The sequence below is a fragment of the Agrobacterium sp. 719_389 genome (assembly GCF_900188475.1).
In the GTDB taxonomy this organism is placed as follows: Bacteria; Pseudomonadota; Alphaproteobacteria; order Rhizobiales; family Rhizobiaceae; genus Agrobacterium; species Agrobacterium radiobacter.
This window is the reverse complement of the sequence record NZ_FYEM01000002.1, coordinates 326614-349322: the sequence shown is the minus strand read 5'-3', so window position 1 is coordinate 349322 and position 22709 is coordinate 326614. Positions and strand designations below refer to the sequence as shown.

Annotated in this window: 19 protein-coding genes; 6 read left to right on the top strand and 13 right to left on the bottom strand. The window is 60.1% G+C overall.

Annotated features, from left to right (window positions below):
* The first annotated feature begins 57 nt into the window (after nt 1-57).
* On the top strand, nt 58-1296 hold the full coding sequence (locus CFB10_RS05355) for an acyl-CoA dehydrogenase family protein (RefSeq protein ID WP_020012013.1): 1239 nt from the start codon (nt 58-60) through the stop codon (nt 1294-1296).
* 37 nt (nt 1297-1333) lie between these two features.
* A complete protein-coding gene (locus CFB10_RS05350) occupies nt 1334-2305 on the top strand; it encodes a LysR substrate-binding domain-containing protein (RefSeq protein WP_020012014.1) in 972 nt (323 codons plus the stop codon).
* A gap of 16 nt (nt 2306-2321) precedes the next feature.
* Here CFB10_RS05350 and CFB10_RS05345 read toward each other — a convergent pair whose 3' ends face one another.
* The 8 genes from CFB10_RS05345 to CFB10_RS05310 all read right to left on the bottom strand — a co-directional run bounded on the left by CFB10_RS05345 (nt 2322) and on the right by CFB10_RS05310 (nt 12214).
* Nucleotides 2322-3674: an LLM class flavin-dependent oxidoreductase gene (locus CFB10_RS05345; protein ID WP_020012015.1), complete on the bottom strand. Its 1353-nt coding sequence runs from the start codon at nt 3672-3674 to the stop codon at nt 2322-2324.
* A gap of 55 nt (nt 3675-3729) precedes the next feature.
* Complete coding sequence (locus CFB10_RS05340; RefSeq protein WP_020012016.1) at nt 3730-5325, bottom strand: ABC transporter substrate-binding protein; 1596 nt, start codon at nt 5323-5325, stop codon at nt 3730-3732.
* Between the two features lie 33 nt (nt 5326-5358).
* Nucleotides 5359-5709 (bottom strand): DUF3088 domain-containing protein, encoded by a 351-nt coding sequence (locus CFB10_RS05335; RefSeq protein WP_020012017.1) that lies wholly within the window; start codon nt 5707-5709, stop codon nt 5359-5361.
* 440 nt (nt 5710-6149) lie between these two features.
* Nucleotides 6150-7739, bottom strand: a complete 1590-nt coding sequence (locus tag CFB10_RS05330) for an ABC transporter substrate-binding protein (RefSeq protein ID WP_026363993.1) — start codon at nt 7737-7739, stop codon at nt 6150-6152.
* 35 nt (nt 7740-7774) lie between these two features.
* Nucleotides 7775-8974, bottom strand: coding sequence for a M20 aminoacylase family protein (locus CFB10_RS05325; RefSeq protein ID WP_020012019.1), 1200 nt, complete (start codon nt 8972-8974; stop codon nt 7775-7777).
* 93 nt (nt 8975-9067) lie between these two features.
* Nucleotides 9068-10252, bottom strand: a complete 1185-nt coding sequence (locus CFB10_RS05320) for an LLM class flavin-dependent oxidoreductase (RefSeq protein ID WP_020012020.1) — start codon at nt 10250-10252, stop codon at nt 9068-9070.
* Complete coding sequence (locus CFB10_RS05315) at nt 10243-11139, bottom strand: NAD(P)H-binding protein (protein WP_020012021.1); 897 nt, start codon at nt 11137-11139, stop codon at nt 10243-10245. Before CFB10_RS05315 ends, CFB10_RS05320 begins: the two co-directional genes overlap by 10 nt.
* Nucleotides 11140-11146: 7 nt before the next feature.
* The gene (locus CFB10_RS05310; protein ID WP_026363994.1) at nt 11147-12214 is read right to left on the bottom strand and encodes an ABC transporter substrate-binding protein; all 1068 of its coding nucleotides are present in this window, start codon (nt 12212-12214) and stop codon (nt 11147-11149) included.
* Between the two features lie 358 nt (nt 12215-12572).
* Between CFB10_RS05310 and CFB10_RS05305 the strand changes: the two genes are divergently transcribed.
* On the top strand, nt 12573-13880 hold the full coding sequence (locus CFB10_RS05305; RefSeq protein ID WP_020012023.1) for an NtaA/DmoA family FMN-dependent monooxygenase: 1308 nt from the start codon (nt 12573-12575) through the stop codon (nt 13878-13880).
* A gap of 72 nt (nt 13881-13952) precedes the next feature.
* Here CFB10_RS05305 and CFB10_RS05300 read toward each other — a convergent pair whose 3' ends face one another.
* Nucleotides 13953-14981, bottom strand: coding sequence for an LLM class flavin-dependent oxidoreductase (locus tag CFB10_RS05300; RefSeq protein ID WP_026363995.1), 1029 nt, complete (start codon nt 14979-14981; stop codon nt 13953-13955).
* 433 nt (nt 14982-15414) lie between these two features.
* Here CFB10_RS05300 and CFB10_RS05290 point away from each other — a divergent pair, with 433 nt between their 5' ends.
* The 3 genes from CFB10_RS05290 (at nt 15415) to CFB10_RS05280 (ending at nt 18878) form a co-directional block, all read left to right on the top strand.
* On the top strand, nt 15415-16563 hold the full coding sequence (locus CFB10_RS05290) for a mandelate racemase family protein (RefSeq protein ID WP_020012026.1): 1149 nt from the start codon (nt 15415-15417) through the stop codon (nt 16561-16563).
* A gap of 6 nt (nt 16564-16569) precedes the next feature.
* Nucleotides 16570-17199 (top strand): SGNH/GDSL hydrolase family protein, encoded by a 630-nt coding sequence (locus CFB10_RS05285; RefSeq protein ID WP_020012027.1) that lies wholly within the window; start codon nt 16570-16572, stop codon nt 17197-17199.
* Nucleotides 17200-17279: 80 nt separating this feature from the next.
* Complete coding sequence (locus tag CFB10_RS05280) at nt 17280-18878, top strand: ABC transporter substrate-binding protein (protein ID WP_020012028.1); 1599 nt, start codon at nt 17280-17282, stop codon at nt 18876-18878.
* A gap of 318 nt (nt 18879-19196) precedes the next feature.
* Here the strand turns inward: CFB10_RS05280 and CFB10_RS05275 are convergent, their stop codons facing one another.
* The 4 genes from CFB10_RS05275 to CFB10_RS05260 are packed head-to-tail and all read right to left on the bottom strand — an operon-like array spanning nt 19197 to nt 22705.
* Entirely contained in the window at nt 19197-19955 is a 759-nt protein-coding gene (locus CFB10_RS05275) for an ABC transporter ATP-binding protein (RefSeq protein ID WP_020012029.1), read from the bottom strand.
* Nucleotides 19955-20791: an ABC transporter ATP-binding protein gene (locus CFB10_RS05270; protein ID WP_020012030.1), complete on the bottom strand. Its 837-nt coding sequence runs from the start codon at nt 20789-20791 to the stop codon at nt 19955-19957. The genes CFB10_RS05275 and CFB10_RS05270 overlap by 1 nt, the downstream gene beginning before the upstream one ends.
* Before the next feature lie 4 nt (nt 20792-20795).
* The gene (locus CFB10_RS05265) at nt 20796-21683 is read right to left on the bottom strand and encodes an ABC transporter permease (RefSeq protein ID WP_026363996.1); all 888 of its coding nucleotides are present in this window, start codon (nt 21681-21683) and stop codon (nt 20796-20798) included.
* Nucleotides 21683-22705: an ABC transporter permease gene (locus CFB10_RS05260; RefSeq protein ID WP_020012032.1), complete on the bottom strand. Its 1023-nt coding sequence runs from the start codon at nt 22703-22705 to the stop codon at nt 21683-21685. Before CFB10_RS05260 ends, CFB10_RS05265 begins: the two co-directional genes overlap by 1 nt.
* Between the last annotated feature and the right edge of the window lie 4 nt (nt 22706-22709).

Below are 22709 nucleotides of genomic sequence, written 5' to 3'. Positions count from 1 at the left end.
ACATGCCTGCGGCGCGACCGTGCCGCAGGCTCTCACATCCGCTCAGGGAAAAGCGCAATGTCCAATCCGAAACTGCAGACAACCACCACCGACAATGCCGGCGTGCCGAGCCGGGACGAAATTCTGGCCCGGGCAAAGGACATTGCGGCTATTGCGGCAAAGGATGCCGCCCGTCGCGAACGCCAGCGGGAACTTCCCTTCGACATCTTCGCCCTTATCAAGGAGGCGAAGATCGGTACGCTGCGTATTCCCGAAGCCAAGGGCGGACCGGGCGGCTCGATTGCGGACTACATCGAGGTGCTGATGATCCTCGGCGAGGCCGACAGCAATATTCCGCACGCACTTCGCAGCCATTTCAATTTCACAGAGAACCTCGCTCTCTCCCCCATCGAACTGGAGGACCGGCGGCATCTCGAACATGTTCTCGCCGGCAAGCTCTTCGCGGGCGCCAGCACCGAACAGGGCACCAAGCGCCCCGGTGAAATCACCACGCGTCTCAGCGCCGACGGCGAGCGTTATCGCCTGAATGGCCGCAAATGGTATGCGACCGGCACGGCCTTTGCCGATTTCGGCACCTTCAGCGCCATCGGTGACGACGGCCAGCCGATCGGCGTGCTCATTCCGCTTGATCGCACCGGCATCACCATTCTCGATGACTGGGACAGCATGGGCCAGCGCATGACGGCGAGCGGCGGCGTCCTGCTTGAGAATGTCGAAGTGCTGCCGCATGAGTTGACGACCCGCAAGCTCGGCAGCCAGATCGGCCGCCACAGCTCGGCCATGCGGCAGCTGCATCTCGCCGCCTCCGCCGCCGGCGCGGTTCAGGGTGCGCTCAAGGACGGCGTCGATTATGTCTTGCGGCAGGCGCGCACCACGCTCCACAGCAGCGCGGAAACAGCCAATCAGGATCCCTTCGTGCAGAAGATGCTCGGCGAAATCAGCGCCGGCGCTTTCGCGGTCAAGACCCTGATCCGCGAGGCGGCAAGAACGCTCGACCGGACCGCCGCAGCCTTCGCCAGCGGCGACGAAGAGGCGATAGAAGCGGCTTTGCTTGAGGGTTCGCTCGCCACCGCCCGCACCCAGATCATCGCCTCGCAGCTTTCGCTGACGGTCGCCACCAATCTCTACGAACTCGGTGGTGGCTCGGCAACGTCAAGCGAGCGGAATTTCGACCGTCACTGGCGCAACATCCGCACGGTCTACAACCACAATCCGCTTGCCCACAAGGCTCGCGTGATCGGTGACTATTACCTCAACGGCACCACGACGCACCTTAGGGAAGGCCGGGTATTCTGACCATGCGGAGGATACAGGCGGCAATGGAGAATTAGCAATGAGAACGGAGTTTGTCGCTCCCGCCGGGAGCCGGACGGCTTTTCGCCTGCCGACACTTTCCCGGCTGCCGCCGCTGACGGCCTTGCGCGCCTTTGTCGTGGCCGCCCGCCACGCCAGCTTTTCGCGGGCGGCGGAGGAACTGCATGTTTCGACCGCTGCCATCGGCCAGCAGGTCCGCATTCTCGAAACCCATCTCGGTCAGCCGCTTTTCAGCCGCCAGCGCGGTGAGTTGCTGTTGACTGACGCTGGCAGCGCGCTTTATCCCGGCCTTGCAGATGCCTTCGAGACCATGATCGGCAGCCTTTCCGACCTGATGGTTTCGAACGCCCGACCGCAGCTGAAGGTTCTGGCCGAGGGCTGCTTTGCCGCCCGCTGGCTGGCACCGCGGCTAGGAAATATCGTTCCGGCGCTGGGAGACGTCGAGCTTTCCATCGAATCCCTTGATGGTGAAGCCATCGACCTCACCCATTTCGATGCCGATTGCGCGATCGTCGCTACCCCGGTGCAAATTCCCGGTTTCATCCATGAGCCACTTTTCACCGATACGGTCAGCGCCGTCTGCACGACGGATTTCGCGACCCGCCATGGGCTTGCAGGCGAACCGGAGCGGTTGCGGGAACTCGGCTTTGCTATGCTGCGCGGCAATGGCCTGGACCCGGCATTCGAATGGGCAAACTGGCTTCGCGCCTGCCGCATTCCACTCCGGCTTTCGGCGACGGGTCCGCGTTTTTCACGCCAGACCGCACTGATAGAAGCGATTTCATCCGGCCACGGCATTGGTCTTGTGCGTCACTCGCTGATTTCCGAAGACCTGAAAACCGGGCGGCTGATCGCCCCCTTTGGCACGCCGCAACCGACCGCCAGCCGTTATCACCTGTTGACCAGTCCTGACAGGCGGCGGCTGCCGGAGGTTGCATCTCTACTCGCTTTGTTGCGCGAGGATATGCGCTCTCTTGAGGCCGCCGCCTGAACACGCCCGTCCCACCTCAGGCGCGTTCCCTTTGCAACTCTCTTGCCGCGTAAATGTTTTCCGGCCGGGGCAGGCCATAGTGATCACGCAGCGTATCACCCTCATATTCCTCGCGGAACAGACCGCGCCGTTTCAGGATTGGCACCACCTCATCCACGAAGATGTCAAACCCACCGTTCAGCCAGGGCGGCATGATGTTGAAACCGTCGGCAGCGCCTTCGCGGAACCAGTTCTCTATCCAGTCCGCCACCTGTTCCGGCGTTCCCGAAATCACCTTGTGGCCGCGCCCGCCGGCAAGCCGGTGCAGCAATTGCCGGATCGTCGGATTTTCCCTGTCGATGACATCGAGAACCAGCTGATGGCGGCTGCTGTCCGCCTGCGCCCGCGTCGCTTCCACGGCCTCTTTTGGCAAAGGCTTGTCGAGATCGGCGGAGGAGAGATCTATGCCGGTGATGCGCTGCAATTGCTTGAGCGAAAAGGCCGGCTGGATGAGATCGTTGAAGGAAGCCTCCAGCTTGCGCGCCTCCTCTTCCGTGGAAGCGATGAAGGGGCTGATACCCGGCAGGATTTTCACATGGGCGGGGTTGCGTCCGGTGGCCGCGACCCGCCGCTTGATATCGGAATAAAAAGACCGCGCACTCTCCAAAGTCTGATGCGCGGTAAAGATTGCCTCGGCATAATGGGCGGCAAAGCCGCGCCCTTCCTCCGAGGAGCCGGCCTGCACGTAAACCGGCCGTCCCTGCGGTGAACGGGGCACATTCAGCGCGCCGCGCACCCGGTAAAATTCGCCGTCATGATTGGCGGGATGGATGCGGTCAGTCTCGGCAAATAGACCGCTCTCCTTGTCTGCTACGATGGCGTCATCTTCCCAGCTATCCCAGAGCTTCGTCACCACGTCGACAAATTCAATAGCCTGACGGTATCGATCGGCATGCGGCGGATGCTTCTGGAGGTTAAAGTTGCCGGCCGCCGCATCCGCCGAGGTCGTCACGATGTTCCAGCCCACGCGGCCGCCGCTGATATGATCGACCGAAGCGAACAGCCGGGCAAGATTATACGGCTCGTAATAGGTAGTGGACGCCGTGGCGATGAAGCCTATCTTTTCGGTGACGGCGGCCAGAGCCGCCAGCATGGTGATCGGCTCCAGCCGGTGGCGGGCGGCATAGCGAATATTGGCGTCCAGCACCGGCGCATCGGCAAAGAAGATGGCGTCCAGCTTTGCCGCCTCGGCCTTGCGGGCGATATCCTGATAGAGCTTTATGTCGGTGACGCGGTGGGGCTCCGAGTCCGGATGCCGCCAGGCCGCCTCATGATGTCCGCCCGGATAGATGAACGCATTGAGGACCAGCTTCTCGGATTTTCTGCTCATGGCGATGAACCCTTTTCAACTTTGACGCGGCTTGAAACGAGAGGTGGGGAGGCGCTCACACCTCCTTCGTCACCCAGGCCTTGGCGAGATTGCCGCTCAGCCCCTCCGCCCCGGTCGCATAACCCTTGATGCGAACGCTGCCGACGACCGGCTGGATGGGTGAGACCAGATTGATGACGGGAAGATCCTTGGCGACAACGGCCTGAAATTCCTTGAAGAAGGCGGCGCGCTTCTCGATGTCAGGCTCCACCGCCGCCGCTTCCAGCAGTCGGTCGACTTCCGGATTGGCGTAATGGCTGGCATTCGAGAACGGCAGGCCGATCTTGAAGTTCTTGCTCCAGTAGACGCGCTGCACGCCGGCCGTCGGATCGAAGGTATTGGAGAGGGATTCCACCGAAAGATCCCAGGCGCGGTCGGTATAAACGACCTTCACATAGGTGCCGAAATCGAACTTCTGGATATCCGCCTCGATACCAATCTTCAAAAGCGCCTGCGCGATGAAATCCGAATAGGTCTGCGGATTGAACGGGTTGGTGGTTACCCTGAGCTTGAAGCGCTTGCCGCCATCCTTGCGCGGAAAGCCCGCCTCGTCCAGCAGTTTTTCCGCCAGCGCGACGTCGAATTTGGCAAAACCGATATCCGGATTGTGGAACTTCGCAAGGCCGGGGCTGATCGGCGTCGGCGACGGCACGGCATAACCGTAGAGCACGGTATCGATAAGGGCCGGCACATCAATGGCATGGGCGATGGCCTGCCTGACCTTCAATTCCTTCAGATATTCGTTCTCAAGATTGATCACCAGCTGGTTCTGCTGGCCGGCATAGGCATAGATGCGGTCATCCACCTTCAGCGTCGGGATGGATTTCAGCCGTTCCAGATCGGCAAGAGCGACGGGGTTGGGGCCAATGTCGCCTTCCCCCGTTTCCAGCGCCGCAGCGCGCGCCCCCGCATCATTGATGAGGCGGATGATGACGCGGTCGAGATAAGGGCGCGGCGCATCCCAGTAATCGGCATTTTTCTCCAGCAGAATATGGCTGCCCGGCACCCATTCCTTCAGCACGAAGGGACCGCTGCCGATGATTTGCGCCGGCTTCGGATTATCAGTCGGTTTGAAGGTCTCGAAGATGTGCTTCGGCACAACAGGCGATTCCGAGGAGGCGAGCGCCGTGATCAGGCCCGGCGCCGGCTTGGAAAGTTTCACCTTCGCAACAAGCGGATCGGAGGTATCGACGCTCTCGACATTTGCGAAAGTCGCCCGGCCACGCGGATGGGCCTCCTTCAGCCGCAGGATGGAAAATTCCACATCAGTCGATGTCACCGGTTTGCCGTCATGAAACTTCGCCTTCGGCTGCAGGTGGAAGACATATTCCAGCCCGTCGGCCGAAACGCTCCATTCCCTGGCAAGGCTCGGCTTGGGAGAAAGCTCGTAGTCATAAGTCAAAAGCCCATCGTAAATCTTCGAACCGATGAATTGCGGGCCGCCCGCGCTGGTATTGATCGCCACGAGCTGGGTCGGCTCGGGAAAATAAACGATCTTGAGCGTGCCGCCCGAAACCGGCTCTTCGGCGGCAGCGAAAGAGCCGCCCGGAAGCGCCACGAATGCGCCGGCGGCGAGTGCAATTTTATGAAACTGGCGTCGGGAAAAGGTCATGTCTGTCTCCGGAAAAATGTGACGTGCGGAAGCTCAATGCAGCTGCGGGAACCCGTGACGCTCGGCGAGGATTTGCAAAATACGTTTGGTGTCCTGAATGAAGTGCGTGCCGCTCCTTGCGGTCGCGTCACCGGGTGCATCGCCAGCAAAGATGAGTACCGGCAGCGACTGGTTTTCCTCCCCCACGGCGGCGATGACCGCCTCGCGCGGGCGCTGAAAACCGACTCGGTGAATATCGATACCAGCGGCAAGATCCGGAAAAGCGGCAAGCAGGCCTTCGATCTGGTTACAATGCGGGCAGACGAAGCGGACACCGGGGTGCTTGGGGTCCTCAAAACCGGGTGCGATCAAAAAAAGCGTATCCTTGGCCATGGCGTCCATCATTTGCGGGTGAGATTTCATGAACACAGTGCAGGCGGGAAAAGCAGAGGTCCAGAAAGCTATTCTTGCTTTGAAACGAAGAATTCCTTCGCGCTAAACTATTGAAGAATTTGATTTTTTTAGAGATCCGATAACAGGCATCACTGTTCCGGCCAGACCTTGGCGCACGCAACGTTTTTCCCGAAAACAGCGTTGCTGCGCGAAGGCAAAAAAGGATCGAGGGTGGATTTCGACAATAAAAAACCCGGCAAAATTGCCGGGTTAATATTGGCTGACAGTGGGGAAAAACCTCTCCTTCGTCATGCTCGGGCCTGCCCCGAGCATCTGCAATCGACAAGATTAGGATGCCGTGGCAGATCCTCGGTACAAGACCGAGGATGACGTCGAACGTGGAGGAAAGTTCGTCATCACTCTCGCTCCGCCGGATCGTCAGATTTTCTCCCTCACTCGCTTTTCCACGCCGTAGACAGATCGCCATAGGCAATGTCGATGGTCGTCACGAGGGACCGGAGGCTGGTGTTGCGCAGAATGACGGTCGGCAGGGCGACGATAGAGAAATTCGGCAATTCGTCGCCGGTGATTTTCTGGATGTCGTGGAACTGCCCCGCCCGTTTCGTTTCATCCACTTCAATCGCAGCGGCACGGAAAAGATCGTCCACCCTGGGGTTGTTGTAGTGGGCGGCATTGACATAGGGCGCGGGGTTCTTGATGCCGTCGGACCAATAGAGGCGCTGCACGCCCGCGGTCGGATCGAACAGTCGGCTGATGCCGTTCACCGTCAGGTCAAAACCGCGCTCGGTGTAAACGCGCTTGATGAAGGTGGCGAGATCGCCTTCGACGATATCCACCTTCACGCCCAGTTTGCCGAAGGATGAACGCAGATATTCGGAGGTCTTGCGGAAGACGTCTGACGGCAGGAAGGCTAGCCGCAGCGAAAAGCGGGTGCCATCCGCGCCCTTCGGATAACCCGCCTTGTCCAGCAACTCGTTCGCTTTGGCGAGATCAAAGGGATAGGTGAAGGGCTTTTCGTCATTATAGGCGGCGAAAACCGCGGGGATGTTTGAACCGGCTGGTTTGGCCGTACCGAAGAAGATGGCATCGTTGATGAAATCGCGATCGATGGCATGGGCAAGCGCCTGGCGGACTTCCTTCTTCGCGAGGATCGGGTTCTCCAGATTGAACTCGAATATGGCGGCGTTGTTGAGATAGGCGTCGGTATAGACCTCCACCGCAAGTTTCGGATTTTGCCGCAACCGCTCCAGATCGCTGTAGGAGACATCGGCGGTGTAATCCGCCTCACCGGTTTCGACTGAAATGGTGGTGGAGGCCGCATCGGCGACGAAGCGCGCCACGAACCCGTCGAGATAGGGCAGATCGGCCTGCCAGTAGTTCGGGTTCTTCTTCAGCTTCACAAAACTGCCGCGTTTCCATTCCTCAAACACGAAGGGGCCGGTGCCAACGGGCGCATTGCCGTTCGGGCTCTCATTGTAGTTTTCCGAAGCATAGGCATGAGCCGGCAGAATGGGCGTTTCGCCGCCCGTCAGCGCCCTCAAGAGATAGGGTGCGGGTTTGGAAAGCACCACCACGGCCGTCAGCGGGTCGGGCGTTTCGATATCGGCAATATTGGCAAAGGTGATGCGTCCGCGCGGGCCAACTTTCTTGAAGGCCAGCAGGGAAAATTTGACGTCCTGCGACGTGAAATCCTTGCCGTCATGCCATTTGACGCCCTTGCGCAGCTTGAAAGTGTAGCGCAGCCCGTCGTCGGAAGTTTCCCAGCTTTCGGCTAGAACCGGATGCGGTTTGAACTCGCTGTCGAACCGTACCAGTCCTTCGAGGATTTTCGTGGAGATGGCGCGGGTTCGTGTGTTGGAATCGGAAAGCGGCACCAGCGTCGTCGGCTCACCAAGGCCTGCAAGGGTAACGATCCCGCCTTTTTTCGGCGTTTCCGACGCCAGCACCGGCAAGGACGGCAGCAGCACGACCCCGGCAAGGGCAGCACTCAGAAGCAATGTCTTACGTCTTGTAATATCCATGGATGTTTCCTCTTGCAGATTTGTTTTTAGAATTTTCAGGCAGCCTTCAGCCGGGTCTCCACCAGCCGGGCAAACAAGGTGGCGCCGACGGGCAGGATGTCGTCGTCAACGATAAAACCGGGATTATGGGCGGGCACGGTGCCGGAATGGCCAAGCGTGAAAAACGCGCCGGGTGCGTGTTTCAGGAGATCGGCGAAATCCTCGCTGCCCATGAAGCGGCCAGGCTCCGTGGAAACGCGCTCGTCTCCCAAAACCTCGCGCGCCACGCCCGCGACGATATCCACCGATGCGTCATCATTAGTCAGGACCGAGAATATGTCGCGAATATCCACTTCGGCAGTGAGGTCGTGAGCCGCGGCAACGTGATCCGAGATGGTGCGGATGCGCTGTCTTATGATTTCGCGCACGCTGTCGGAAAAGGCCCGCACCGTTCCGGCAATCGCGGCCGTTTCGGGAATGACGTTATAGGCTGATCCCGCCTCGATACGCGTGATCGACAGCACGGCAGGATCGGTCGGCGACACGTTTCGGCTGACAATGGTCTGCAGCGCCTGGATAAGCTCACCCGTCGCCGGCACCGGATCGCGCGAGACATCGGGATGCGCAGCGTGAGCGCCCCTGCCCTTCAACCGGATATCGAAGAAATCCGCTCCTGCCAGAATGGTACCCGGCGAAACCTTCAGGTGATTGGGCGCGGCATGGGTGGAATTGTGCAGCCCGTAAATCTCGTCAACGGGAAAATCCTTGAACAGCCCGTCAGCAATCATGGCGCGCGCACCGCCCAGCCCCTCCTCGGCCGGTTGGAAAATGAACACCACTGTGCCGGCAAAATCGCGGGTTTCCGCCAGATAGCGGGCGGTGCCGAGCAGGATGGTGGTGTGCACATCATGCCCGCAGCCGTGGAACTTGCCGGGATAGACGGACGCATAGGGCAGACCGGTTTCCTCCGGCATCGGCAGGGCATCCATATCGGCCCGCAGCCCGATGGAGCGGTTGCCCGCATGCCGGCCGCGCAGCACACCGACCACGCCGGTCTTGCCATAACCGCGATGGACCTCGATGCCCCATGAAGCGAGCTTTTCGGCGACGATGCCGGAGGTACGCACCTCCTCGAAACCGATTTCGGGATGCTGGTGCAGATCGTGGCGGATGGAGACGAGTTCGGGAACATAGGTCCCGATCCGATCAAGGATTTCAGGAGCGGGCGTTTTGATGGGATCGACGGCGATATTCACGGTATCTCCTCAGGGCAAAAAAAATATCGTTTTCGCAATCGGGCGATTGCGAAGGGTTGGCTTCGGATATGGAAAATCAGGGCTGGAAAGACGTCAGAGCCTCAGGCCAGCCTCCTTCATCAAGGGCAGAATGCGCTCGGCGAAATAGTCGAGGTCTTCGCGGAAATCGTAGAAATTGAGCTGAACGCCATCGATCCCCGCCTTTTTCAGACCGACAAGCTGCTCGACCACCTGCTCCGGCGAACCGATGATTTCGATATTGCCGCCGAGATTGCGGCCCTGCTTGTGGCGCACATCGCCGCGGCCGCGCCAGGCATGTGCGTCGCTGTCGTAATTATTGGTGGCGAAGGCGCGCGTGCCGGGCTGCGGTTTTCCCGCTTCGATGGCGTCGGCATAGGCGATCGCCTCTTTCTCCGTGTCGCGGCTGACGATGATCGGGTTGATAAGTGTCTTCACCTGCCGGCCATAGGCCCTGGCGCGGTTCTTGATGGTGGCGACATGATCGGGAAGCGTTTCCAGCGCACTGTCTATATGCGCACCGCCGGGCGAGGTGACGAAAACCAGATCGGAGTGACGCGCCGCGAAATCGATGCCAGCGGGCGAACCGGTCGCCGTCACCAGCGGCGGGCGGCCGAAGGCGGGTTTCGGCGTGATCCAGCCATTGTTGATCGCCCAGGGATTGAGCTTGCCTTCATAGGAGAAATTTTCGGTTTCGCCCCACAGGCGATGAAGCACATCGAACAATTCGCCGGCCATGTCGTAACGCTTGTCGTGGTCGATCCGCTGCCAGCCGAACATTTCATGCTCAACGGCGCGGTGGCCGGTGACGATGTTGATGCCCCATCGTCCTCTAGCAATGTGGTCCAGCGTCGCGCCATATTTGGCGAGATGCAACGGATGCAGAGGCCCATAGAGAACATGGAGGGTGGAGATCAGCAAAATGCTCTTCGTGACCGCCGCCATGGCGCCGAGCGCGATGAAGCTGTCAAGCGAGGATTCGCCGTCATAACCACCCTTGGGCAGCCACTGCGTTCGGCTGAAAGCAATTTCGAAACCAAGCTCTTCCGCACGCTTCACCAGTTCGACGTTGTAATCGAAGGTCCAGCTGTTGCTGGTCGGCAGGCTGGAGAAATTGATGTCCTGCAGATTGAGGAACAGGCCCAGCATCAGCGGCTGCTTTACCGCGCGGCTGAGCGGGCTGTCTTCAAAATCGGCCGGGCTTTTCAGTTCAAGACCTTTCAGCTCGGGACCTTCGGGCAATGGAACGGTCAGCGCCATGTCTTTTCTCCCTCGGAATTTTCGCCCTGCGGGGCGGTCGTCGCCAGCCGGGCGCGCAGATAATCTTCGATGCCGCGGGGTAGACGGCCCGTAATCTGGTGGATGGTATCGGTGACAGATGCCGCGAGACCTTCGCGGATGAGCTCTCCGAACTCACCGATCGCCCTCTGTTCAAAGGCGCTGATAGGGGGCGAAAAGGCCGGGGCGGCATGATGCGAAATGCCGACAGGGCGATGCAGGATACGCGCCGCGATGCGGGCGATTTCCATCGCCGTCAGGGCTTCGCTGCCGGTCAGCACAAAAGTACCTGAAACCAGCGCGCTTGATGTCAGGGAGTGAACCGCAACGTCGGCAATATCGTCGGCATCAATGAAGGAGACGGCCGCATCGCCAAAGCGGGCGGGCACATCCTCCCCCTTGCGCAGCGCGGCGACAACGGGCTCCAGTGCAACCTGCATCCAGGCGTTCGGTCGCAGCACCGCATGCGCGATGCCGCTAGCAGCCAGATGCTGTTCCACCTCCCTATGGGCCGCCCCCGAAATGGAGCGCGCGGCATTTTTTATGGTCCAGTCGGAACCGGATATTTTCACAATCCGCGATACACCGGCGGAAAGTGCTGAATCGATGACCGCCTTCTGGTCCGCCGCGAGCGTCTCTCCGATGGGGGAAAGCAGGAACACCCGGTCTATTCCCCGCGCCGCCTCCTTCAGGCTGGCCGGATCAGAAAAATTACCTTCCGAAATATCGACCCTGTCGCCCCAGAGCTTCAGCGCGCCCTCTCGCCGGCGGGCCAGCACGCGAACCTCTGCCTGACTTTGCAAAAGACGGCTGACGACCCGTTGTCCGAGCTTGCCGGTTGCACCTGTCACAAGAATGGTGGATGCCATGGCTCCCTCACTTTCCGGCGCTGTGTTTCGTGGCGTTTTGCAGTAAAGAAAGAGCGCGTGGATCAGCCCATTCCTGCACATCGAAATCTTCGGGGATGAATTTCCATTCCAGCAGGAAATCCTTGAAGTGGCTGAGCGCATCCAGTTCGGCCGGATCGAGATCGAGCCTCAGATTGCGATGCACATCCGTGCCATTCGCGGCAATCACCGCCTCCTCGCTGACGCCGATCTCGCGGGCGATGAAACGCACGGCTTCGGCCGGATTGTCATTCGCCCATTGGGCGACGCGCTGAACCGTAGCCACCAGCTCCGTCACCAGATCGGGCCGCTCATCGGCAAAGGTGGCGTCCACGGTCAAGGGGCGGGGCGTGCCGTTGTTGATGCGGATTTTCGGATCAGGGTGAAAGCCCGTCGATACGACGACCTGCGCACCGATGAGATTGGCGACGGTGACGCCTTCCGCTCCCTTGACGAAAAACGCATCGATCTGGCCCCGGTACAGCGCTGCAATTTCTTCGCCATAGGGAAGCCGACGGCGCAGACCGTGAAACCGCTCATCCGCCGGGCCGAGCAGCACCGGTTCTTTAGCGGTGAGATCGACAAGCTCGACCTCCTTGACGGAAAGACCCGAGACCGTCAGCGCCGACACGATGCCCTTGAGCGATGTGGCGCGCTGGAAATCGATGGTTTCGTTCGGGCGCTTCGGCAAACCGATGCGCCGCCCCTTCAGGTCGCTGCCCTTGCTTATCCCGCTTGCGGGCAAGGCGATGACGGCCTGAAACTCATCGGTTCTCGTCAGCCCCACCAGCCGGGTTTTCCGGCCACCGGATTTCGCCCAGATCGGCGGGATATTGCCGCCCTGACGGAAGGACCAGTCCAGACGATGGTCAAAATGGCTCTGGCGAATGGCCGGATCGGCCGCATCGCGAATGGAGGAAACGGAGATGCCATGGGTGGCGAAACTGTCCTCAATCCAGCCGAGTTGCGCCGCGATGGAGAGCGGGGTGGGCGCCGGGCAGCGTGTATACCACACGGTTACCGGTTGGGTTATCTGGCGAAGGGCTGCATCAGCCATGGCGTTCATCCTCGAAATTTCGATCTGAACGGCACGCTACACGCCACAAGATATTTTCTATAGATAAAGTGTACTATTTCAGGCGCGATTGAGGAAATTCGTTTCCATCTTGTCACTTCCACACCGGGATAACGGAATATCCTTTCGATAGTGGCCGGATTTCGGGTCGGATCGCCAACCGCGCCTCTATCTGCTCCTTACGTCGACCGCGGCTTGGGCGCCGCTACTGATGAAAGTTTTTCTTCTCCGAGCAGCAAGGATTTTTAACTCGCGGCCCGAACCCCGGCTGTTACGCTTTCATGCAATTGCACCGGCCGTGGCCGGAAATCCCAGCAGACCGAGAAGAAAAAGTAAAAGCATGAGCAAGACCAAACGCCGGCTCAATCTCAATGTCGGCATCAACACGACCGGATACCTCGCCAACGCCTGGAAATACCGGAGCGGAGATCGGCACGACATCAACGAGATCGGATATTACCGGCGGCTGACGGAACTGGCCCACAAGGGCCGTTTTGACGCCGTTTTCCTTTCCGACCATCCCGCATTGCTGACCGACCCGGCAAGTCGGCCGTTTCACACCATCGATCCGCTCATTCTCTCCACATCACTTGCCGCGCAGGTGCCGGATATCGGTTTTGTGGCAACGATATCCTCCACCTATAATTCGCCCTACAACTTTGCCAGACGAACCCAGTCCATCGATCTCGTCACCGGCGGACGGCTGATCGTCAATATCGTCTCCTCTTTCAATCCCAATGTCGCCGCCAATTTCGGCAATGACCCGCTGCCGCCGCGCAACGAGAGATATGCCAAGGCCACCGAATTTCTCGATGTTGCGAAAAAACTGTGGTCGAGCTGGGATCCGCGCCGCGAAGGCGAGGTACCGGAAAACCGCTTCTGGGATGCGGCGACGGCCGAAACCATCGATCACGAGGGGCAATATTTCCATGTAAAAGGCCCGCTCAACGTTCCACGCGGACCGCAGGGGCATCCCGTCATTGCGCAGGCCGGCGCCTCCGAAGGTGGCATCGATCTCGCCGCACGCCATGGCGAGATCATCTATTGCAACATATTGTCCCGGCCGGCGGGCCAGGCCTTCGGCAAAAAAGTCCGCGACCGCGCTGCCTCTCTCGGCCGCGATCCCTCCGGCATCCGCATCGTGCCGGGTCTTGTCGTCATTCTCGGCGAGACCCGGGAAGAAGCGTTGCGCAAACACGAACTATACAGTGGAGCCGGTTCGGAAGACGGTCTGCTGGCGCGTTTCGCCAGGGAAAACGGCATTGATCTTCGCGACTTCAACCCCGATGCGAAACTCGATGCAGAACGCTTCATCCCGGACCAGAACCGCCAATGGGCGGTGGGCATGGGGCTTGGCCTTTCCGATCTTCTGACCCACGAAAAGCTCACAGCCCGCGAGGCCGTGCGTCGTTCTGAGGGACACCACCGTTTGCTGCTCGGCACACCGGAAGATGTGGCGGACGGCATCATCGATCTCTGGCAGGATGGCACGGTGGACGGCTACACCCTGCAGCCGCCGCGTGCGCCAGACGATATTGCTGAATTTGCCGAAAAGGTTGTGCCGGTGCTGCAGGATCGCGGCGTTTATCCGCGCGAATACGAAGGCGCGACGATACGCGACCGCTATGGCCTGCCCTATCCAGACTGAATAGGATGTGGCGCAGGTGAAGCGCCACACGTCCGCCGCTCCCCTGAAAGCTGGAATAGCGGAAGCGGGAAATTATTGGCCCGTCACCACTTTCAAAACAGGCCGCCCGCCGGAAAGCTGCGGCAGGACGGAAGCGAAATCCGTGACGATCTGGCGATAATCTTCCGGCTGGAACTCATAGGGTAGTTCAAGACGGAACTCCGAGACGAGCGGCAGAACGGGATCACGCGACAGTTTCTCCAGAATTTCGTCCGTCGTCCCAACGATATCGGGCAGGAAAAGCGTGCGGCGCGCGCCATGCGCCGTGGTCGTACGCTTGTCGCGCTCGGCGGCGAATTCCTCGTAACGGCGGCGGGTCGCGGGGGTGGCGCTATCCGTCGGAAGGATCACTCGCCCGAGAGCGACACGCGGTTGACGCTCATGCGCCCATTCCTGCCGGAAGCGGGCAACGAGAGCAGCCTGAGCAATCAGAAAATCATCGGTATTTTCGCCGCTGACGATATTGCCCGTCAGAAGATTGAACCCTGCCTTGCCCGCCCAGCGAGCGGAATTCTGCGATCCGCCGCCATACCATAACCGATCCGTCAGCCCCTCCGCGACGGGCCGCAGGCGCGGCACCTGCGCACCGGCCGCATTGCCCGCTTCCGTCTCGCTGGACAGCGGTTCCGATCTCAGAGCCCGCGCCAGCTTTTCGGCGCGGGCATAGCTGTAATCGGCATCGGGCGCCGTATCGACATAGTCAGAAATGAGATGGGCGAAGGGTGGTGCGCCAACGGAAACCCCGACATTCAGCCGCCCACGCGACAGCACATCCACAGTGGCCAGATCTTCCGCCAGCCTGAAGGGGTTTTCGTAACCAAGCTGAATGACGGCGGTGCCCAGTCCGATCCTGCTGGTGCGCTGCGATGCCGCCGCAAGGAAAGTGGCCGCCGAGGAAACACCCCGTTCCAGGTGGCGCTGGCGAACCCAGGCGCTGTGATAACCCAGCGCCTCCCCGGCCTCGAAAAGCTGCAGGGTTTCTTCCAGCCCCTGCGCCGGATCGTTGTCCTGATAATTGCCGGGAACGAGAAAGGCGAAATGGGAGATATGGGAAAGGGGCATGGTGTGCATCCGGAAACGAGTGTTGAAGCTCAGCGCCGCAGATGCAACCATCCTTGTTGCGGGACAGCAGCTCAGTGCGACGCATGCTCACGCAGAATGCATGACGACAGGCACGGCTGGCACGGCATGTTCGTTTATAGTCCTGGTCATTGTTGAAAGATCATTGCGCGATTCAATAGTCTACTAAAATTATGGATTAATTCGGTTGGCATAGGTCGCGCCCACGCGTCCCGCCAGATTTTCTTCTGCGAAGAGATAAAATCTCCCCGCACCGTCCTCTCACACAGAAGACCTGTGCAACACCATGCGCAAATGGCCTTGATTTCCTGCGTCAACATGTAATACAGATTATCATACATGTTGACAAATAGCGCATACATGTATGACATAGCAGCAGCTGCAAACGCTGCCATACCTGCATGAGGGAGGAATTATGATCATCACCGACGTCGAGGTCCGTGTTTTCCGCACGACGACCCGTCGGCACTCGGACAGTGCCGGCCACGCGCATCCGGGTCCGGCGCATCAGGTGGAACAGGCCATGCTGACCATCCGCACGGAAGATGGTCAGGAAGGTCATTCCTTCACCGCGCCGGAGATCGTTCGCCCACATGTCATCGAAAAATTCGTCAAGAAAGTTCTGATCGGTGAGGATCATCGCGACCGGGAACGGCTGTGGCAGGACCTTGCCCACTGGCAGCGTGGCTCCGCCGCACAGCTGACGGACCGCACGCTTGCGGTGGTGGATTGCGCGCTGTGGGACCTTGCCGGCCGCTCGCTCGGGCAACCTGTATACAAGTTGATCGGCGGTTATCGCGACAAGGTGCTGGCCTATGGCTCCATCATGTGCGGCGATGAGCTGGAAGGTGGGCTGGCGACACCTGAAGATTACGGCCGCTTTGCCGAAACGCTGGTGAAACGCGGCTACAAGGGCATCAAGCTGCACACCTGGATGCCGCCAGTCAGCTGGGCGCCGGATGTGAAGATGGACCTCAAGGCCTGCGCCGCCGTGCGTGAGGCGGTCGGTCCCGATATTCGCCTGATGATCGACGCCTTCCACTGGTATTCCCGCACCGACGCGCTGGCGCTTGGCCGCGGCCTCGAAAAACTCGATTTCGACTGGATCGAAGAGCCTATGGATGAGCAGTCGCTGTCCTCTTACAAGTGGCTTTCCGACAATCTTGATATCCCCGTCGTCGGCCCGGAAAGCGCAGCCGGCAAGCATTGGCATCGCGCCGAATGGATCAAGGCCGGCGCCTGCGATATTCTGCGCACCGGCGTCAACGATGTCGGCGGCATCACCCCGGCGCTGAAGACCATGCATCTGGCCGAGGCTTTCGGCATGGAATGCGAAGTGCATGGCAACACGGCCATGAACTTGCATGTGGTTGCCGCCACCAAGAATTGCCGCTGGTATGAGCGCGGCCTGCTGCACCCCTTCCTCGAATATGATGACGGCCACGACTATCTGAAGTCGCTGTCCGACCCGATGGATCGCGACGGCTTCGTACATGTCCCTGATCGGCCGGGCCTTGGCGAGGATATCGATTTTACCTTCATCGACAACAACCGGGTGAGGTAACGGGCGATGAAAACCGTGCTCGCCTTCGGAGACAGCCTCACTTGGGGCGCAGACCCGGCAACGGGCCTCCGGCACCCGGCCGAACACCGCTGGCCGGAGGTACTGGAGGCAGAGCTCGCGGGAAAGGCGAAGGTTCACCCCGAGGGCCTTGGCGGGCGCACCACCTGTTATGACGATCATACCGGCCCCGCCTGCCGCAATGGCGCGCGGGCGCTTGAAGTCGCGCTGTCGTGCCATATGCCGCTCGATCTCGTCATCATCATGCTCGGCACCAACGACATCAAACCGGTGCATGGCGGACGCGCGGAAGCGGCGGTTGCCGGTATGCGGCGACTGGCGCAGATCGTCGAGACCTTCATCTACAAACCGCGCGAGGCAGTGCCGAAACTGCTGATCGTCGCCCCGCCGCCCTGCGTTGCAGGTCCTGGCGAAGAGCCGGCCGGCGGGCGAGATATCGCGCAATCGCTACGGCTTGCGCCGCTTTACCGCAAACTCGCCGCCGAACTGGGGCACGCCTTCTTCGATGCCGGATCGGTCGCCAGCGCCTCACCGGTGGATGGCGTGCATCTGGATGCGCCGGCAACGGCCGCAATCGGTCGGGCGCTCACAGACCCGGTCAGAGAGATTCTTGGCTGATCATGCGACACCTGTGGAGGAACCAGGCGCGTGGATCAAAACGTGGAAAGGCCGTATGAACGGCCGTATTGGGAGGAAAAATGAAACATTTTCTTGCAACCGCAGCGCTTGGCGCCCTGCTGATCGGCGCGATGCCGCTCAGTGTTTTCGCCGAAACGCCGAAAGACCAGCTCATCGTCGCCACGACCATGAGCAACATCCTGACCCTTGATCCCGCCGCCATTACCGGCCGCGAGACGGTGCAGGTTCTGAACAACGTCTATGACACGCTGGTGGTGCTTTCCCCTGAAGATCGCAGCGTCCAGCCCCGCCTTGCCGAACGCTGGGAGATCGCCGAGGACCGGAAATCGATCCGTTTCCACCTGCGCGGCGACGCCAAATTCGCCTCCGGCAACGCCGTGACGGCAAAGGATGTAGCGTGGAGCCTGAAGCGGCTGCTCGCCCGCAATCTGGCGCAATCGTCTTTCCTCAAAACGCGCGGTTTCAAGCTGGAAGAGGCCGACAAGCTCTTCGTTGCCGAAAACGACCAGACCTTCGTGCTCAATATTCCAAAGCCCGATGATCCCAATCTGCTGCTGATGATTCTTGCGCAGAATGGTCCGGGCTCGATCATCGACAGCCAGACGGCGCTTGCCAATGAAAAGGACGGCGATCTCGGCGGCGCATGGCTGACGCTGAATTCCGCCGGTTCCGGTCCCTTCAAGCTCACCCAATGGAAGTCCAACGAATATATCATCCTCACCCGCAACGATGATTATTGGGGTGAGAAGGCCAAGATGAAACGCATCCTCATGCGCCATCTGCCGGAATCGCAGTCGCAGCGGCTTATGTTGGAAAAGGGCGATATCGACGTTGCCTACTCCCTGCAGGCCCCGGACCTGAAATCGCTTGAGGCCGACAAGGCCGTCACCATCGAATCCACGCCCGGCTCCGGTTTTTATTACCTCAGCGTTTCGATGAAGGATGAGAAATTCGCGAACAAGAAGGTGCGCGAGGCCTTGCGTTACCTGATCGATTACGACGGCCTCGACAAGGCGGTCATGCCCTATTACGGCAAGCTGCACCAGCGTTCTCTCAGCACCGGTGTCATGGGCGCGCTGCCCGATCAAGGCTACAAGCTCGATGTCGAAAAAGCCAAGGCGCTTCTGGCCGAGGCCGGTTATCCCAATGGTTTCAAGACCACGCTGCGCGTTCTTTCGGAAGATCCCTTCATGAAGGCGGCAACGGCGATCCAGAACACGCTGGCCCAGGCCGGCATTCAGGCCGAGTTGATCAGCGGTTCCGGCGACCAGATTTACGGCGCGATGCGCGAGCGCAATTTCGAACTGCTGCTCGGCCGCGGCGGCGGCGGCCAGCAGCCGCATCCGGACAACAACCTGCGCTCGATCGCCTATAACCCCAACAATGCCGACGACGCCAAGCTCACCAATTATCAGAGCTGGCGCACCAGTTTCTTCGATGAGAAGCTGAACAAGATGATTGAGGAAGCGCTGGTCGAGCGCGACGTGGCGAAACAGACGAAGCTTTATGAAGACCTGCAGGCCTATATGGACGAGATCGTGATGTCCATCCAGCCCTTCTCCGAAGTCATCGACACCGCCGCCTTCCGCAGCGATATCAAGGGCATGATCGTCAGCCCCTGGCTCTCTCGCTTTGAAGAAGTGAGCAAGGAGCGGTGACCTCCAACTGGATTTCCGAGACTATCGGAAATCCTCCCTCACACGCCACGTCATCCTCGGGCTCGTCCCGAGGATCCAACCACGTATCGTAAAATCGCTCGGTTGTAGATGCTCGGGACAAGCCCGAGCATGACGGAAGGGAAATTTCCGGCCTCTATCCATCACCATCGGCGTGGCCAACACCGCGCCTTTTCTGTTTTGCAGCCCATCCGAGCGAAACACCATCCAAAAAATTGCCCGGCACTGAAGGCCGGGCAAGGAAGGAGGATTTTATTATTCGTGATGCCCCGGAGGAGGACGATCACGCTTTGGGAGGTGTCATGCGCCTTCATATTCCAGTGAGGCGCCAATCAGTTCGCGCGCATAGGGATGCGTCGCGCCGTTTCCGGCGATGGCCTCGCGCGGCAGGATTTCGGTGATTTCACCGCGTAGCATCACGGCGAAGCGGTCGCACATGTGGTCGACCACGGCGAGATCGTGCGTCACCATGATATAGGTGAAGCCGCGTTCTTCGCGCAGGCGCTGCAGCAGGTTGAGGATTTCCGCCTGCACCGAGACATCAAGCGCCGAGGTTGGTTCGTCGAGCAGAAGCAGCGACGGTTCAAGGATCAGCGCACGCGCAATCGCCACGCGCTGCCGCTGGCCGCCGGAAAGCTGGTGCGGGAAGCGATCGAGGAACGACACTGGCAGACCGACATCCGTAATCACCTTGCGCATGCGCTCTTCGCGGTCGCCGAGCTTGTGGATCGAGAGCGATTCCCCGAGAACGGTGCGCACCGACTGGCGCGGATGCAGCGACCCATAGGGATCCTGAAACACCATCTGCAGGGTACGGCATCGCTCGATCAGCGGCATGTCGCGAACCGACCTGCCATTGATGAGGATTTCGCCGCTCCAGAAATCATTCAGCATTGATACGCAGCGCAATACGGTCGATTTGCCCGAACCGCTTTCGCCGACCAGCCCGAAACATTCGCCCGGCTCGACGCGAAAGGACACCGAAGGCAGCACTTTCAGCGCCGTGTGCCCGCTGCCGAAGGTAATGGAAAGATCGCGGGTTTCAACGGAAACGGCCATTATACTTTCTCCTCCAGCCATTCGGGACGGCGATCCAGCACCGCAAGCGGCGCGCGCGCGCCGCCGATGCGCGGCTGCGCCGCAAGCAGGCCGCGCGTATAGGGATGCTGCGCCTGATCGAGATCGCGCGCCGCTAGTGTTTCCACTACCCGGCCGGCATACATGATGAGTACCCGGTCGCAGAAATTACGCACGAGGTTGAGATCGTGGCTGATCATGATGAGGCCGATGCCGCGATCACGCACGAGACCGTCGAGAATGTTCAACACCTGCAACCGCACCGTCACGTCAAGCGCCGAGGTGGGCTCATCGGCAATGACAAGATCGGGATCGGCAAGCAGCATCATCGCAATCATGACGCGCTGGCCCATGCCGCCGGAAATCTCGTGCGGATATTGCTCGTAGACGCGGGCGGCGTCGCGGATTTTCACCGCATCGAGCATGGCGAGCGCCTTTTTCCGGGCTTCCGATTTCGAAGCCTTGAAGTGGCGCAGATAGGTCTCCGTCACCTGATCGCCGACACGGCGGATGGGATTGAGGGAGAATTTCGGATCCTGAAGGATCATCGACATGCGCCGTCCGCGAACCTTCAGCATCTCCTTCTCACTGAGCGACAGAAGATCGAGACCATCGAAATCAAGCTTGTCGGCGGTTATCGTCGCCGATGGCAGGAGCCGCAGCAGCGCCCTGCCGACGGTGGATTTACCCGAGCCGCTTTCGCCGACAATACCAAGCCGTTCCCGGCCAAGGGTGAAGGAGATGCCGCGCACGGCCTCGGTGGGCGAACCGCCATAACGGATGCGAAGATTTTCGACGTCGAGGATTGGTTTTTCCATGGCCCTATTTCCGGTTCATCTGCTTCGGATCGAGCGCATCCCGCAGGCCGTCACCCAGAAGGTTGAAGGCGAGGCTGACGGAAAGGATCGCAACGCCGGGGAAGGTGACGAGCCACCAGCTGTCGAGCATGTAGCGGCGTCCGGTCGCGATCATCGCTCCCCATTCCGGCAAGGGCGGCTGCGCGCCGAGACCGAGGAAGCCAAGCCCGGCGGCGGTCAGAATGACGGTCGCCATGTTCAGCGTCAGGCGGATGAGGACCGAAGGCAGGCACATGGGCATGATCGATTTGACGATGATGCGTAGCGGCGAGGCACCCTGAAGCCTTGCGGCGGCGATGTAATCCGCCTTGCGGAAGGTCATGGCCTCGGCACGGGCAAGCCGTGCGATCGGCGGCCATGAGGTGAGCGCGATCGCTATGATCGCATTGTTGAGGCTAGGCCCAAGCGCCGCGACAAAGGCGAGCGACAGGATGAGGCTCGGGAATGACAGGAAAATATCCGTGATGCGCATCATAACTGTATCGAACTTGCCGCCGAGATAACCCGACGCCGTGCCGACCAAAAGACCGACCGGACCGACGATGATCGAGACCAGCGAAATGATGGTGAGCGTGATGCGCGCGCCCCAGAGAAGGCGGCTGTAGATATCGCGCCCCAGCTCATCCGTGCCGAAGACATGGCCGTTACCCGGCGGCTGCAGCGTCTTGGCGAGATCCTGCGCGTAAGGGTCGTGCGTCGCAAGCCAGGGCGCGAAAACAGCGGCGATGACGAGCAGCAGCAGGACGGCCAGACCGAAAGCCGATGTCGGGCTTTTCAGCAGGAAGACAACGATGTTCTTCAGCGCGTTCAAGGGGACCGGAAGGCGAGAGGAAGTTTCTGCACGAGCCGTCATCAGCGGGTCCTCGGATCGAAAAAGCGGTAGAGAATGTCGGACAGGAGATTGAGCCCGATGAAGATGACGCCGACGATAAGCACGCAGGTCATCACGGCATTCATGTCACCGATGATAAGGTTGCTGGTGAGATATTGCCCGAAACCCGGCCAGGCGAAGACGGTCTCGATAAGGACCGCGCCTTCCAGCAGCGAACCGTAAGCAAGGGCAATGATGGTGACGAGCTGCACCCGGATATTACCGAAGGCATGCAGCCACACCGTCTGCCGCTGCGACAGGCCTTTGACGCGGGCGGTCGTCACATATTCCTGGCCCAGCTGGTCCAGCATGAAGCTGCGCGTCATGCGGGTGATATAGGCCGAGGAGGAATAACCGAGCAAAGCGGCGGGCAGGATGAGGTGATTGATGGCCGACCAGAAGACTTCCATGTCTCCGGCCAGCAGGCTGTCGATCAGCAGAAAGCCAGTTCGCTCCTCCACGAGACCAATATAGAACTGGTCCATGCGGCCACCGCCGCCGACAAGGCCGAGATGGGCGTAAAAAACGATCAGCGCGATCATGCCTGTCCAGAAGATCGGCATGGAATGGCCGAACAGGCTGAGCACGCGTACCAGATGATCCTGCCAGCGGTCTTTATTGACCGCGGCATAAACGCCCATGGGAATGCCAAGGCCAGCGCCGATCAGGATCGCGAAGGTCGCAAGCTCCATCGTCGCCGGCATGACGCGTATGATATCCTGGATGACGGGCTGGCCCGTGCGGATCGAGGTTCCAAAATCGCCGGTGAACACATCGCCGAGATAATAGATGAACTGCTGCCAGAGCGGCCGGTCGAAGCCGAGCGCATGATAGACCTGTTCATAGGTTTCGCGCGTCGCGTCCTCACCGACAATGGCCCGCACCGGATCGGCGGGCATCAGGCGGCCGATGAAAAAGGTCAGCAGCAACAATCCGAGCAGCGTGACCGCAATACTTCCGATCTGGCCGGACAGGCCATAAAGCGAAAGGCGTCTTTTTGACATGATT

Excerpts from the sequence above, each read along its gene's own strand:
- CFB10_RS05355 (WP_020012013.1), top strand. The coding sequence starts at position 58 with ATGTCCAATCCGAAACTGCAGACAACCACCACCGACAATGCCGGCGTG.
- CFB10_RS05350 (WP_020012014.1), top strand. The coding sequence starts at position 1,334 with ATGAGAACGGAGTTTGTCGCTCCCGCCGGGAGCCGGACGGCTTTTCGC.
- CFB10_RS05345 (WP_020012015.1), bottom strand. The coding sequence starts at position 3,674 with ATGAGCAGAAAATCCGAGAAGCTGGTCCTCAATGCGTTCATCTATCCG.
- CFB10_RS05340 (WP_020012016.1), bottom strand. The coding sequence starts at position 5,325 with ATGACCTTTTCCCGACGCCAGTTTCATAAAATTGCACTCGCCGCCGGC.
- CFB10_RS05335 (WP_020012017.1), bottom strand. The coding sequence starts at position 5,709 with ATGATGGACGCCATGGCCAAGGATACGCTTTTTTTGATCGCACCCGGT.
- CFB10_RS05330 (WP_026363993.1), bottom strand. The coding sequence starts at position 7,739 with ATGGATATTACAAGACGTAAGACATTGCTTCTGAGTGCTGCCCTTGCC.
- CFB10_RS05320 (WP_020012020.1), bottom strand. The coding sequence starts at position 10,252 with ATGGCGCTGACCGTTCCATTGCCCGAAGGTCCCGAGCTGAAAGGTCTT.
- CFB10_RS05315 (WP_020012021.1), bottom strand. The coding sequence starts at position 11,139 with ATGGCATCCACCATTCTTGTGACAGGTGCAACCGGCAAGCTCGGACAA.
- CFB10_RS05310 (WP_026363994.1), bottom strand. The coding sequence starts at position 12,214 with ATGGCTGATGCAGCCCTTCGCCAGATAACCCAACCGGTAACCGTGTGG.
- CFB10_RS05305 (WP_020012023.1), top strand. The coding sequence starts at position 12,573 with ATGAGCAAGACCAAACGCCGGCTCAATCTCAATGTCGGCATCAACACG.
- CFB10_RS05300 (WP_026363995.1), bottom strand. The coding sequence starts at position 14,981 with ATGCCCCTTTCCCATATCTCCCATTTCGCCTTTCTCGTTCCCGGCAAT.
- CFB10_RS05290 (WP_020012026.1), top strand. The coding sequence starts at position 15,415 with ATGATCATCACCGACGTCGAGGTCCGTGTTTTCCGCACGACGACCCGT.
- CFB10_RS05285 (WP_020012027.1), top strand. The coding sequence starts at position 16,570 with ATGAAAACCGTGCTCGCCTTCGGAGACAGCCTCACTTGGGGCGCAGAC.
- CFB10_RS05280 (WP_020012028.1), top strand. The coding sequence starts at position 17,280 with ATGAAACATTTTCTTGCAACCGCAGCGCTTGGCGCCCTGCTGATCGGC.
- CFB10_RS05275 (WP_020012029.1), bottom strand. The coding sequence starts at position 19,955 with ATGGCCGTTTCCGTTGAAACCCGCGATCTTTCCATTACCTTCGGCAGC.
- CFB10_RS05270 (WP_020012030.1), bottom strand. The coding sequence starts at position 20,791 with ATGGAAAAACCAATCCTCGACGTCGAAAATCTTCGCATCCGTTATGGC.
- CFB10_RS05265 (WP_026363996.1), bottom strand. The coding sequence starts at position 21,683 with ATGACGGCTCGTGCAGAAACTTCCTCTCGCCTTCCGGTCCCCTTGAAC.
- CFB10_RS05260 (WP_020012032.1), bottom strand. The coding sequence starts at position 22,705 with ATGTCAAAAAGACGCCTTTCGCTTTATGGCCTGTCCGGCCAGATCGGA.